Annotated in this window: 11 protein-coding genes and 1 tRNA gene; 3 read left to right on the top strand and 9 right to left on the bottom strand. The window is 71.2% G+C overall.

All coding sequences use genetic code 11. The features are described 5' to 3' along the window. The first annotated feature begins 59 nt into the window (after positions 1–59). The gene (locus ACFWBT_RS24560; protein WP_385703951.1) at positions 60–335 is read left to right on the top strand and encodes a hypothetical protein; all 276 of its coding nucleotides are present in this window, start codon (positions 60–62) and stop codon (positions 333–335) included. Positions 336–595: 260 nt separating this feature from the next. Continuing rightward, a tRNA-Ser gene (locus ACFWBT_RS24565) sits at positions 596–682 on the top strand. Between the two features lie 91 nt (positions 683–773). Here the strand turns inward: ACFWBT_RS24565 and ACFWBT_RS24570 are convergent. The 9 genes from ACFWBT_RS24570 to ACFWBT_RS24610 form a co-directional block, all read right to left on the bottom strand. After that, positions 774–1,628, bottom strand: a complete 855-nt coding sequence (locus ACFWBT_RS24570) for an HAD family hydrolase (protein WP_385703953.1) — start codon at positions 1,626–1,628, stop codon at positions 774–776. Next, positions 1,625–2,902, bottom strand: a complete 1,278-nt coding sequence (serS, locus tag ACFWBT_RS24575) for a serine--tRNA ligase (RefSeq protein WP_385703954.1) — start codon at positions 2,900–2,902, stop codon at positions 1,625–1,627. Before serS ends, ACFWBT_RS24570 begins: the two co-directional genes overlap by 4 nt. A gap of 572 nt (positions 2,903–3,474) precedes the next feature. Continuing rightward, on the bottom strand, positions 3,475–4,410 hold the full coding sequence (gene pheA / locus ACFWBT_RS24580; protein WP_385703957.1) for a prephenate dehydratase: 936 nt from the start codon (positions 4,408–4,410) through the stop codon (positions 3,475–3,477). Positions 4,411–4,494: 84 nt separating this feature from the next. Next, a complete protein-coding gene (gene efeB, locus ACFWBT_RS24585) occupies positions 4,495–5,808 on the bottom strand; it encodes an iron uptake transporter deferrochelatase/peroxidase subunit (RefSeq protein ID WP_385703959.1) in 1,314 nt (437 codons plus the stop codon). 8 nt (positions 5,809–5,816) lie between these two features. After that, entirely contained in the window at positions 5,817–7,928 is a 2,112-nt protein-coding gene (locus ACFWBT_RS24590; protein WP_385703960.1) for a copper resistance CopC/CopD family protein, read from the bottom strand. 13 nt (positions 7,929–7,941) lie between these two features. Continuing rightward, positions 7,942–8,472 carry a copper chaperone PCu(A)C gene (locus ACFWBT_RS24595; protein ID WP_385703962.1) on the bottom strand — a complete coding sequence of 177 codons (531 nt, stop codon included), beginning with the start codon at positions 8,470–8,472 and terminating at the stop codon, positions 7,942–7,944. Further along, on the bottom strand, positions 8,469–9,122 hold the full coding sequence (locus ACFWBT_RS24600) for an SCO family protein (RefSeq protein WP_385703964.1): 654 nt from the start codon (positions 9,120–9,122) through the stop codon (positions 8,469–8,471). Before ACFWBT_RS24600 ends, ACFWBT_RS24595 begins: the two co-directional genes overlap by 4 nt. 244 nt (positions 9,123–9,366) lie before the next feature. Next, entirely contained in the window at positions 9,367–10,119 is a 753-nt protein-coding gene (locus tag ACFWBT_RS24605; RefSeq protein ID WP_385703966.1) for a YcnI family protein, read from the bottom strand. 222 nt (positions 10,120–10,341) lie between these two features. Continuing rightward, the gene (locus ACFWBT_RS24610; RefSeq protein ID WP_385703969.1) at positions 10,342–11,178 is read right to left on the bottom strand and encodes a hypothetical protein; all 837 of its coding nucleotides are present in this window, start codon (positions 11,176–11,178) and stop codon (positions 10,342–10,344) included. Positions 11,179–11,429: 251 nt separating this feature from the next. Here ACFWBT_RS24610 and ACFWBT_RS24615 point away from each other — a divergent pair, with 251 nt between their 5' ends. Then, positions 11,430–11,885: an ATP-binding protein gene (locus ACFWBT_RS24615; RefSeq protein ID WP_385703971.1), complete on the top strand. Its 456-nt coding sequence runs from the start codon at positions 11,430–11,432 to the stop codon at positions 11,883–11,885. Positions 11,886–12,329: the final 444 nt, after the last annotated feature.

Raw genomic sequence — 12,329 nt, forward strand, 5'->3', positions numbered from 1 at the left:
GCTTCATCCCTGTCCGGGCACACTGGCCGGACGGGAACGCACGGCCAGGAGGAACGGGGATGGCATCCGAGGAACCACGGGGTGACGGCCGCGAAGAGGCCGGGGACGCGTCAGGGGCCAGGTCCGGGGACACGGCCGGGGAGCAGTGGGACGACCTCGTCCTGGACGAGAACTTCATACGGTCCGCGGAGACGGCCGAGCCGTCGGCCCGGGCGCGCATGCTCACCGCCCGATGGCGCGAGGGAGGCCCCGATCCACAGCCCTGGCGCTCGGACGAGCCGCCCGCGGGGTGGTTCTTCAGCAAGGGGCGGCGGCGCAGGTGGCGCCGCAAGTGAGGCCCCACGGGGGCGGCCTTTAATCAGTGGCGCCCAAGTCGGCGTACGGGCACAGTGGTTGTGTCCACCCCGCCGGATCGAGCCGGCGCCACGTTCTGGGAGAGGAGCGCGACGATGTTCATCAGGAGCAGTACGTCGAGCTCCCGACAGGGCAGCCCGCGGCGGGTTCCGGAGTAGTTACCCCTCCGTCGAACCCGCTCGCACGGGGAGCTGTCCGGGGCGGCCGCTTCGAGCGCGCGTCACGCGCGGGCCGCCCACCCGGAGGATTGGCCGAGTGGAAAGGCACCGGCTTGCTAAGCCGTGGTCGGGGGTGAAACCCCGCGCGCGTTCGATCCGCGCATCCTCCGCAAGACGTTCGCACGCGACCAGCCGGCCGACAGTTCCGTCCGGCTCCTGCCCGGCAGCGGCCGTCGGCCGCCGCTGCCGCCACGGCGACCGCTACGACTGCGCCAGCAACCGTTCCAGCACCACCGCGATGCCGTCCTCCTCGTTCGAGGACGTCACCTCGTCCGCGATCGCCTTGAGGTCGTCGTGGGCGTTGGCCATGGCCACCCCGTGTGCCGCCCAGGCGAACATCGGCAGGTCGTTCGGCATGTCGCCGAAGGCGATGGTGTCCGCCGCCTTGACGCCGAGGCGCCGGGCCGCCAGGGACAGTCCCGTCGCCTTGGAGAGGCCGAGGGGGAGGAGTTCCACTATCCCCGCGCCCGCCATCGTCACACCGACGAGTCCGCCCGCCACCTCCACGGCCACGGCCGCGAGCTCGTCGTCGGAGAGCGTCGGGTGCTGGACGTACACCTTGTTCAGAGGGGCCGACCAGAGGTCCGCCGCGTCCTTGATCGGGACGACCGGCAGCGAGCCGTCGAGCCTGCGGTAGCCGGGGCCGACCAGCACCTCGCCGTCGAGCCCGTCGCGGCTCGCGGCCAGCAGCAGGGGGCCGACCTCCGCCTCGATCTTGGCGAGCGCGAGACCGGCCAGCTGCCGGTCCAGCGTCACCGAGGTGAGCAGGCGGTGCTCCCCCGCGTCGTAGACCTGCGCGCCCTGACCGCAGACCGCGAGGCCGTGGTAGCCGAGGTCGTCGAGGATGTGCCGCGTCCAGGGCACCGCGCGTCCGGTGACGACGATGTGGGCCGCGCCCGTCGCTGTCACGGCGGCGAGCGCCTCACGCGTACGGGCCGAGACCGTCTCGTCGGGACGCAGCAGCGTCCCGTCGAGATCGGTCGCGACGAGCTTGTACGGGAACGCCCCCGGCCCGGTGGCCCCGGACGATCCGGTCGACCCAGAGTTGCCGGTCACTTGGAGATCGGCTCCAGAACCTCACGGCCGCCCAGGTAGGGCCGCAGCACCTCGGGAACGCGTACCGAACCGTCGGCGAGCTGGTGGTTCTCCAGGATCGCGACGATGGTGCGCGGGACGGCGCACAGCGTGCCGTTCAGTGTGGCGAGCGGCTGGACCTTCTTGCCGTCGCGCATACGGACGGACAGGCGGCGGGCCTGGAAGCCGTCGCAGTTGGAGGCCGAGGTCAGCTCGCGGTACTTGCCCTGGGTCGGGATCCACGCCTCGCAGTCGAACTTGCGGGAGGCCGAGGAGCCCAGGTCGCCGCTCGCCACGTCGATCACCTGGAAGGGCAGTTCGAGGCCGGTCAGCCACTGCTTCTCCCACTCGAGGAGCCGCTTGTGCTCGTTCTCGGCGTCCGCGGGGTCGACGTACGAGAACATCTCGACCTTGTCGAACTGGTGCACGCGGAAGATGCCGCGGGTGTCCTTGCCGTAGGTGCCGGCCTCGCGGCGGAAGCACGGCGAGAAACCGGCGTAGCGCATCGGCAGCTTGTCGGCGTCCAGGATCTCGTCCATGTGGTACGCCGCGAGGGGTACCTCGGAGGTGCCGACCAGGTAGTAGTCGTCCTTCTCCAGGTGGTACACGTTCTCCGCGGCCTGGCCGAGGAAGCCGGTGCCCTCCATGGCGCGCGGGCGGACCAGCGCGGGGGTCAGCATCGGCGTGAAGCCGGCCTCGGTGGCCTGCGCGATCGCCGCGTTGACGAGGGCGAGCTCCAGGAGCGCGCCGACGCCCGTCAGGTAGTAGAAGCGCGAGCCGGACACCTTGGCGCCGCGCTCGACGTCGATGGCGCCCAGCGCCTCGCCGAGCTCCAGGTGGTCCTTGGGCTCGAAGCCCTCGGCGGCGAAGTCGCGGATGGTGCCGTGCGTCTCCAGGACGACGAAGTCCTCTTCGCCGCCGACCGGGACGTCGGGGTGCACCAGGTTGCCGAGCTGGAGGAGGAGCCGCTTGGTCTCCTCGTCCGCCTCGTTCTGTTCGGCGTCGGCGGCCTTGACGTCGGTCTTGAGCTGCTCGGCCTTCTTCAGCAGTTCGGCGCGCTCGTCCGGGGAGGCCTTGGGAATCAGCTTGCCGAGCGCCTTCTGTTCGGAGCGCAGCTCGTCGAAGCGGACGCCGGACGACCTGCGCCGCTCGTCGGCGGAGAGGAGGGAGTCGACGAGCGCGACGTCCTCTCCACGGGCGCGCTGGGAGGCGCGAACACGGTCGGGGTCCTCACGGAGCAGACGAAGGTCAATCACCCCTCAAGGCTACCGGTGCGGGCTTCCGGCCAACGACTCGATATTCCGGAGCGTGAGGGCTGTCACGGTATGAGTGAAATGCCGGACTGAATCCCTTGGTCACCGGTCGACGTCAAGGAAAAGGGTCCTACTCCCTGAAACGGGGCAGACCGCGCCTCACCGGTTGACTGGATTTCCTTGCGGGGGACGGGACTTGCGAACCGGGTTGTCCACAGGAATCCGGTCCCTCGGACAGTTATCCACAGGCTGTGTGGAAGATCTGTGGATGTCGGAATTGATCATTCCAAGTAGCCCTCGGCGGCTGAGGAATTCCCGGTTCAAACCCTCCGTACACCCACTTTCGGGTGTAAATGATTCACTCCATAGGGTTGATCAATGGAAAAGGGTAGACGAAGGGTGACGTGCGAGGGTGTGGAAGCACTTGGGTCCAGTAGCCGATTTGTCGACGATGTAGTGCTTCGTTGTCGACTTGTCCCCAGGTCGAGAAGCGCACCTGTGGATAACATCTGTGGATGACGAAAATCAGCAGGTAGGACCGTGGGGAAACGCTCGGACGGGTGTGGACCCGCCGCTCAGAACCGGCCGTCCGCGCAGCGCGCCAGCCAGTCCGACGCGGCCGAGAAGGCGTCGTCCGACGTTCCGGGCCGCAGCGGCCGTACATCCTCCAGGCCGACACCGGCCCGCGGATAGGAACCGAGGAAACGCACCTGGGGGCAGATCCGCTTGAGACCCATCAGGGCCTCGCCCACCCGGCGGTCGGTGATATGGCCCTCGGCGTCCACCGAGAAGCAGTAATTGCCGATGCCCTGGCCGGTCGGGCGGGACTCGATGCGCATCAGGTTGACGCCGCGCACGGCGAACTCCTGCAGCAGTTCGAGCAGCGCGCCGGGGTGGTCGTCGCCGAGCCAGATGACCACGGACGTCTTGTCGGCGCCGGTCGGTGCGGCCGGCCGGGCCGGCCGGCCGACCAGCACGAAGCGGGTCTCGGCGTTCGCCGCGTCGTGGATCTCGGTCACCAGGGGCTCGAGACCGTATGTCGCCGCGGCGAACTCACCCGCGAAGGCCGCGTCGAAGCGGCCCTCCTGGACCAGCCGGGCGCCGTCAGCGTTCGACGCCGCCGACTCCCACAGGGCGTGCGGCAGGTGCGCGGCCAGCCAGTTGCGGACCTGGGGCTGGGCGACCGGGTGTCCGGTGACCGTCTTGACGTCCTTCAACGCCGTGCCGGGCCTGACCAGCAGGGCGAAGGCGATCGGCAGCACGACCTCGCGGTAGATCATCAGCTGGTCGCCCTTGGCGAGCTCGTCGAGCGTGGCGGTGACACCGCCCTCGACGGAGTTCTCGATCGGGACGAGCGCGCCCGCGGCCTGGCCGCCGCGCACCGCGTCGAGCGCGGCCGGGACGGACACCATGGGCACCAGCTCCCGCGTCGCGGCCTCGGGAAGCGTGCGGAGGGCGGCCTCGGTGAACGTTCCCTCGGGGCCGAGATAGGTGTAGCGCGTCGCCGACATACCGTCACCCTAATGGGCCCTGGTGCCGGTGCCGGGCCCCGGCACCGGCACCGGAAGGTCCCGTAGCCCTCCGGCGCAGGTCCCCTAGGCCTCCAGCAACCGCTGTCCCACGTACTCCCCCTGCGCCGCGCCGCCCGGAACCGCGAACAGTCCGCTCGACTCGTGGCGGATGAACGTAGAGAGCGCGTCGCCGCGGTCGAGTTTGCGCTGGACAGGGACGAAGCCGCGCACCGGATCGGCCTGCCAGCACACGAAGAGCAGACCGGCGTCGGGCACCCCGTCGGTGTCGATGCCGTCGTGGAAGGAGAAGGGACGGCGCAGCATCGCGGCCCCGCCGTTCTGGTCGGGCCGGGTGATCCGGGCGTGCGCGTTGATGGGGACGACCAGGTTGCCGTCGGCGTCGGTCCTGTCCAGGTCCATCGCGGTGGTCTCGGTGCCGCCGCTCAACGGCGCCCCGTTGGTTTTCCTCCGCCCGATGACGTCCTCCTGGGCCTTGCCCGAGAGCTTCTCCCAGTCGTCGAGCAGCATCCGGATGCGGCGGACGACGGCGTACGAGCCGTTCGCCATCCATTCCGGGTCGCCGGAGGCGGGTACGAAGACCCGCCCGTCGAAGTCGGGTTCGGACGGCTTCGGATTGCGAGTGCCGTCGATCTGGCCCATCAGGTTGCGCGCGGTCATCGGCTCGGCGGTGGCACCCGGCGAGCGGTTGAAACCGTTCATCTGCCAGCGCACACGTGCCGCGCTGCCCGCGTCCTTCTGGATCGCCCGCAGGGCGTGGAAGGCGACGAGGGCGTCGTTCGCGCCGATCTGCACCCACAGGTCGCCGTTGCTGCGGGCCTTGTCGAGGTGGTCGGAGGAGAAGTCGGGCAACGGGTCGAGGGCGACCGGACGCCGCTTCTCCAGCCCCGTACGCGCGAAGAAGCTGTGTCCGAAGCCGAAGGTGACCGTCAGGGACGACGGCCCGGCGTCCCGTGCGACATCCGTGTCCTCGTGGGCCGCGGCCTCGCCCGTCATCAGCCGCCGGGCCGTCTCCGACCAGCGGCGCAGCAGTGCGGCGGCCTCCCTGCGGCCCGCGCCGGCCGCCAGGTCGAAGGCGACGAGGTGGCCGCGCGCCTGGAGCGCGGTGGTGATGCCGGGCTGATGTTTCCCGTGAAACATCACCGTGTCCATGCCGACCGAGGCCAGCGGGGTGGCCTCCTCGGCCGAGGGCGCCGCCGTGTACCCCACGGCCGCCCCCGCCGCTCCGAGGGCGAGCCCGGTGGCGCCCGCCGTGCCGAGCAGCCGGCGCCGCGACATGACCCCCTTCGGGGAGGCGTTCGAAGACGCGACGTCCGGGGACGCCTCGGGGGAGGGGATCTCTCGGGCGGAGGAGGTCCCAGGGGTGGACTGGTCAGCCATGGTCAGGTTCAGCCGATCTGCGCGTTCTTGTTCACGGTGGCCTGGTCGATGTCCGAGGTGCGCACGGTCACCGCGATCTTCCAGTCACCCGCCATGGGGATCTGCACCCCGTTCGCCGTCCAGTGTCCGGTGGCGATCCGGTCGGGGGTCACGGGCAGCGGGCCGACGTCCTTCGAGGCGAGCGTGAAGGCGACCTTCACCTCGGGGACGTCGAAGGCCTTGCCGTTCGGCCGGACCACGAAGACATGCATCTCGTTGCCGCCGACACGGGCCGGGTCGAGGGTGACCTCCACCGTGCCCTTGCCGTCCTCGCCGCCGGTGTCGAACGGGATCTTCAGGGACAGCGGCCCGGACCGCTGCGAGGCGGACGCCGTGGCCCGCTGGGCCGCCTCCTCCGTACGACCCGGCTCGGTGGCCGTCAGCGCGGTCGTGACCGCGAGCAGGACGACCGCGACCCCGGCCTCGGCCAGCACCGAGCGGCGCAGACCCGAGCGGTGCGGGTCGGCGTCGCGGACCCGCTTGTCGCGCGCGGAGGCCACGGCGGCCTGCTGCCGGGCGAGCTGTGCGGCGCGCCGGGAGTCGGCGGGGACGGTGGCGGGCGTGCTGCGCGCCGAGCGCTGCTCCACCAGGGCCGCCGCCACGGCCTCGGGGGCCGGTGCCTGAGCCAGCTGGGCCGTCCAGCGCCGTGAGATCCACGCGATGCCCACGAGGAGCGCCACCAGGCCGACCTTCACGAGCAGCAGCTGCCCGTACGTCGTGTCGGTGAGCGCCGACCAGGAGCCGACCTGCCGCCACGACTGGTAGATCCCGGTCGCGACCAGGACGAGGACACCGCCGAACGCGAGGCGGGAGAACCGGCGCACGGCCGCCGCCTCGATCTGCGCTTCGGCCGGCGCCCGGAACAGGGCCACCAGCAGCGTCGACAGGCCGCCGAGCCAGACGGCGACCGCCAGGAGATGCAGGACGTCGACGGGCATCGCGATGCCCGCCTGGATGCCGGTCGAGGCGTGCTCGGCCATCGCCCAGGTCGCGGCGAGACCGGCCGCGACGACCACGCCGCCGATGGCGAGTCCGAAGGTGAGGTCCTTCTTCTCCGCGGCCAGATCGTCGGCGTCGGCGGCGGCGTCGTCGGCGTTGGGGACGCCGTCGGGCCCGCCGGCCGAGGCCTCGCCCGATCTCGTGGTCACGGCCTCGGCCGACTCCCCGCCCGCGGTCTTCGCGGTGGTGGCCGCCTTCGCACCGACAGCCGTCGCCGCTACGGTCGCCTTGGCACCGGTCGCCGTCGCGACGGCGGTGTTCCCGGAGGCGGACTCGGCCGCCGCCCGTTCGTCCTCGTCCCGCTTGGCGTACGCGCCGAAGAGCACCGCGATGAACAGCGCCGCCGCGGCGAGCAGCAGCAGCCGGGACACCAGTGCCGCGCCCGACTTGGTCTGCAGCACCTGCCCGAGCAGCGTCAGGTCGAAGATGTCGCCGACCTTGCCGGAACCGACGTACGAACCGCGCAGGAGCAGCAGAGCGAGCGTGGAGACGGTCAGCGTGAGCCATCCGGAGACCACGAGCCGCTGCACCGGCCGGATGCCGGAGCCCCGCTGCCAGCAGGCCAGCACGAAGGCGGCGCCGCCGACGAGCAGGATGAATCCGGCGTACGAGAAGTAGCGCGCGGCTCCGTAGAGGAAGCCCACGACGCCGCCGCCCACCGCCTGGTCGGACAGGGCGACGGAGGTCTGCGAGGGGGCGCCGATGGAGAAGGTGAAGGCACCGGAGACGGGATGGCTGTCCGCCGACACCACTTGGTAGGTGACGGTGAACGTGCCGTCGGGCAGCCCCGCGTGCAGCTTCACGCCGTACGTGGTGCCGCCCAGGTTGCTCGCGCCGCCGGCGTCGACCCGCTTGCCCTTGGGGTCGAGTACGCGGAGCGCGCCGTCGCCGAGCGAGACCTGCTCGGAGAAGGTGAGCGAGATCTGGGTGGGTGCCTTGTCGACCACCGATCCCTGCTTCGGGTCGCTCCCGGTCAGCGCGGCGTGCGCGGAGGCGGGCGCGGCGCCGGCCAGGAGCGCGCCGGTGACGGCGAGGAACAGCAGCAGGAGGGTCCGGAAGCGGGAGGCGATGGTCAGTGTCACGGTGATGCCTCCCTCAGTGCCCGGTCTTCGGGTTGTACGTCGCGGACTTCACCGGCATGGAGATCCTCACCGTGCCGGACTTGGCGAAGTGCAGTTCCACGGACACCTTCTCGCCCTGCCGGGGCTTGTGGGTGAGCTTTGCGAACATGAGGTGGTTGCCGCCGCTCGCGAAGTCCAGGGTGCCCTCGGCGGGCACGGTGAAGGACTTCTCCTCCTGCATGGCGCCGTCCTTGGTCGAGTGCAGCGTCACGTCGTCCGAGAGGTCGCTGGTGACCGAGGTCAGTGTGTCGGCGCCGCCGGGGTTGGTGACGGTGAAGAAGCCCGCCGCCATGGTGTCCATGCTCGGGGCGGGCATGTAGGCGCCGGTGACCTTGAGTTCGGGCCTGGCCGAAGAGGACGAGGAAGAGGACGACGAGGAAGAGGACGAAGAGGAGCCCGGGGAGCCGCCGTCGTCCGGGGCGCAGCCCGCCAGCGTCCCTGCGGCGGCCAGGACCAGCGCGCCGACGGCGAGGAGTCCCGCGGGTCGGCCTGGACGGTGCCTCACGGGGTCTTCCCCTCGGCGATCTTGGGAAGGTCCTTGGTGTAGTCGTCGACGGTGGCGTCCTCGCCGTACAGCACATAGCCGCCGTCGGTCTTCGGCGAGAAGGCGATGACCTGGGTGCCGTGCACGGAGACGACCTTGCCGTCCTTGTCCTTCGAGGTCGGCTCGATGGAGATGCCCAGGGTGCGGGCACCGGCCTGGATCGTGTCGAAGTCGCCGGTCAGGCCGATGAAGTCGGAGTCGATGCCCTTGAGCCACTTGCCGAGAGCGGCGGGGGTGTCGCGGTCCGGGTCGGTGGTGACGAAGACGACGCGCAGCTTGTCCTGCTCGGCCTTCGGCAGCTGCCTCTTGGCGACCGCGAGGTTGTTCATCGTCAACGGGCAGACGTCGGGGCAGTGGGTGTAGCCGAAGTAGACGAGCGTCGGCCTGCCCTTGGTCTGCGCCCGCAGGTCGTACTTCTCGCCGGTCGTGTCGGTGAGCACGAGGTCCGGCTTCTCGAAGGGCTTGTCGAGGACCGTCGCGGCCTTGCCGGAGCCGGCCTCGGCGGACACGTCGGCGACCGGCTTGTTGCTGTCGTCGCCACTGCCGCAGGCGGAGAGGGTCAGAGCGGCGGCGGCGAACAGGGCGGCCACCGCGTACGTCTTCTTGCGCATAGAAAAATGTCCCAGATGTGAGCGCTCCGGTGCGCACCGGGGGCCGTACGAGGCCGAAGGGCCAGGTCGGACGTGACCGGGGGCGGGTCCGGGCCGGACCGAGTCGAACAGGTCCGGCCCGAGGCGCGAGCCGGTCCGGTCCGGTCGGTTCCGGTCCGGTCCTGCCCGGAGAGCCGCGTCCTGCGGCCCTCCGGTGCGCACCGGGAGGGGGTGTGTCTCAGTACCTCAGGTGCCGTGCGGCACCTCAGGCGTTCGTACGCCGCCGACCGGCCAGCACGCCGTAGGCCACGCCCGCCAGGCCGACGACGATGCCCACGACGCCGAGCACGCGCGCGGTGGTGTCGCTGCCGTCCGTGGAGGAGGCCGCCTCGGTGGTGTCCTTGGCTGTCTTCTCGGCGTCCTCGGCCTTCTCGTCGTGCGAGGCCTCCTCCGCGGCGCCGGCCCCGTGGTGGCCACCCTCGGACGCGGCCGAGAGCGCGAGCACCGGAGCCGGGTTCTCGGGCTCCTCCGCGCCCTCCTTCTGCGGCTCGATCCAGCGCACGACCTCCTTGTTGGAGTACGTCTGGACGGCCTTGAAGACGAGTTCGTCGGTGTCCTCGGGCAGCGCGCCGATGGAGAGCGGGAACTTCTGGAAGAAGCCGGCCTCGATGCCCTTGCCGTCGGCGGTCCAGGTGACCTTGGTGACGGCCTCGTCGATCTTCTTGCCGTGCGCGGTGATCGGCTCGGCCAGCTTGGACTTGGTGACCTTCACGGTCCAGCCGTCGAGCCGCTGCGGCATGACGGAGGAGAGCGGGTGGTCGGCCGGGAAGCTCACCTCGACCTTGGTGGTCGAGGCGTCGTCGCGCTCGTTGGGAACCTTGAAGTTCACGACGGCGTAGTCGCCCTTGGCGGCCACGCCCTCGGGCTGCACGCTGACGTGCGCGAACGCGGGGGCGGAGACGGCGAGAACGGCCGAGGCGGCGACGGTGCAGACGGCGGCGATGCGAGAAGCCTTCATGGAAGAGAACACTCCACTTTCAGTCCGGTGACGAGGGGATGCGCGTGCGCCTCGGCGTCCCGGGAGAGGGGTGAATCCGTGTCCGGGGGAGACCGGGCGGGCACGCGCGCGTGCGGCACGACCGCGTCCCCTCCGGGAAGGCCTGTGAAGTCCGAGGAGGTCCAGGTCCTTGAAGGCGTGGACTCCGGGGCTTCCGTGGATTCCGTGAAGCGGCGCGTCGTGTCAGGCGGCGAGGACGAGTGCGGAGGCGGGCGGCCCGCGTCGGACGACCGTGTGCTGGAGGGTGGTCGTCCGTGGAGTGGGGGTCGCGAGCAGCGCGGTGCGGGGCGTGCGCGCGATCTCGGGCGCCCCGGGAAGTCCCGCGCGCAGGGCGCGTACGAGGGTCATGGCGGCGCGCAAGGACCGTACGAGCGCCCCTTCCGCGACTCCCTGAGCCGACAGGCGCATGAGACGCAGGAGCGCGAGGTCGCCTCGGCGCAGCACCCACCCGGTGGCGACGGCCGCGAGGACGTGGCCGAGCAGCATCGGCAGGGAGGGCAGCACCGACATCGAGGTGCCCGCGGCGGCCGGTACGGCGTCGGCGGCGTGGTGCATGGACGACGCCATGTCCGTCATGCCCGTGTCGATCCGCGCGTCGGCCAGGATCTTCTGGGCCTGTACGGGGCTGATCGCCGCCGCGGTCGTACCGCACGCCAGGCGGGCGGCCCGCGCCACGAGCGAGGCGTCGGACATCGACATCCCCGAGGCCATCGAGCCCATGGACCCGGTGGCCGTCGCGGTGGCGTGCAGGCCGAGCCCGAAGAGCGTGTGCAGCACGGTCTGGCCGAACGCGAGGACCGCCACGATGCCCGGAAGCGTGCGTTCCCGTCCCGCCAGTGCGGCGGCGACGGCGAAGACCGCGAGGAAACCGGCGCCCAGTGTCCACAAGGGGGCCGTGGTGCAGGAGGCGATCCCATGACCGGCCGCGGCCAGCACGACGCAGACCGCGGCGAACACCGCGGCCCTCAGGGTCCGGAGGCCTGCTCCGGAGCGCACCGAACGCTGGTGGGGGGCAGTCATGGCGGGCTCATCATCGCACTGGGCCCACCCGCCACGGACGGCAGGTCCGATTGATGGCATGCGGCCGGTCCGTCCGCAACGCGGCGTACGGCCGAAAGGTCGGCGTCCGGTCGCGATTCGCCCGCGCATACACCGCCCCCTCATGTGAGCGCGTCCGCCGTATGGGCGGCATCACGTCCCGTAGGCGATTGCGCACGGCTGGTTGCGGCAATACGTAACGGTATGTCGAGCCGCGCCCAGGAGGCTGGAGCATGAGCATCTGGTGGTCACTCCATCTGCGGCGCGAGGCTGCGAGTGTCCCGCTCGCCAGACGTCTGCTGCTCGGCACGATGGAGAGCGCGGGCGTCGACCCGGACATCTCGTACGACCTCTCCGTCGCCCTCACCGAGGCCTGCGCCAATGCCGTCGAGCACGGCGGGGACACGGTGCGGGGCGCCTCCTGCGAGGCGTACCGCGTGACGGCCTACCTCGACGGTGATCAGTGCCGCATCGAAGTCGCCGATTCCGGCCCGGGCTTTCCGGCCGGGAACGCCCGCACCCTGCTCCGCCCGGCAGGGGAGGACGCCGAGCACGGCCGCGGTCTGTGTCTCATCCAGGAGCTCGCCGACCACGTCCACATCGGCAACAAGCCGGGGCGGGGCGGGGCGGTGGTCAGCTTCGACAAGATCCTCAAGTGGAGGAAGGTCCCCTCGCTGCTGCCGGCTTGACGCTCTGGGTGGCGGTGGCGGTGGCGGTGGCGGTGGCGGTGGCGGTGGCGGTGGCGGTGGCGGTGGCGACGTCCGTCCGACGGCGCGGGCGCCGTCCGCGGCGCCCTGGGCATCACCGCGCTCGTCTACCGTCTACGGCGCGATCCTCACCCGGCGCGACGGCTGGACCGCCCTCCGGCTCTCGCTCACCGGCCTCGCCTTCGGCCGCACCGCTGTGCCGCCTCCGCCCGCCTCCGCCCGCCTGCGCCGCCTCCGCCGTCGGCTCTGTGCCGCCCCTCCCCGAAGCCCGTCTCCCGTCACCACCGCGCGCACCGCGCGCACCGCGCCCACGGGGCGACAGGATTCCGGCGTGATGCGGCTTCGGTCTTCTCAGGGCTCACAGGTTCGTCACAGCGCTCACCCATGCTCCTGAGGGCTGACGTTCCTAGGCTTCCCGGCATGACG

Source organism: Streptomyces sp. NPDC060027 (assembly GCF_042737005.1).
Taxonomy (GTDB): domain Bacteria; phylum Actinomycetota; class Actinomycetes; order Streptomycetales; family Streptomycetaceae; genus Streptomyces.

Coding starts and splice junctions, on each gene's coding strand:
- ACFWBT_RS24560 (WP_385703951.1), top strand. CDS start 60: ATGGCATCCGAGGAACCACGGGGTGACGGCCGCGAAGAGGCCGGGGAC.
- pheA (WP_385703957.1), bottom strand. CDS start 4,410: ATGTCGGCGACGCGCTACACCTATCTCGGCCCCGAGGGAACGTTCACC.
- efeB (WP_385703959.1), bottom strand. CDS start 5,808: ATGGCTGACCAGTCCACCCCTGGGACCTCCTCCGCCCGAGAGATCCCC.
- ACFWBT_RS24600 (WP_385703964.1), bottom strand. CDS start 9,122: ATGCGCAAGAAGACGTACGCGGTGGCCGCCCTGTTCGCCGCCGCCGCT.
- ACFWBT_RS24605 (WP_385703966.1), bottom strand. CDS start 10,119: ATGAAGGCTTCTCGCATCGCCGCCGTCTGCACCGTCGCCGCCTCGGCC.
- ACFWBT_RS24610 (WP_385703969.1), bottom strand. CDS start 11,178: ATGACTGCCCCCCACCAGCGTTCGGTGCGCTCCGGAGCAGGCCTCCGG.
- ACFWBT_RS24615 (WP_385703971.1), top strand. CDS start 11,430: ATGAGCATCTGGTGGTCACTCCATCTGCGGCGCGAGGCTGCGAGTGTC.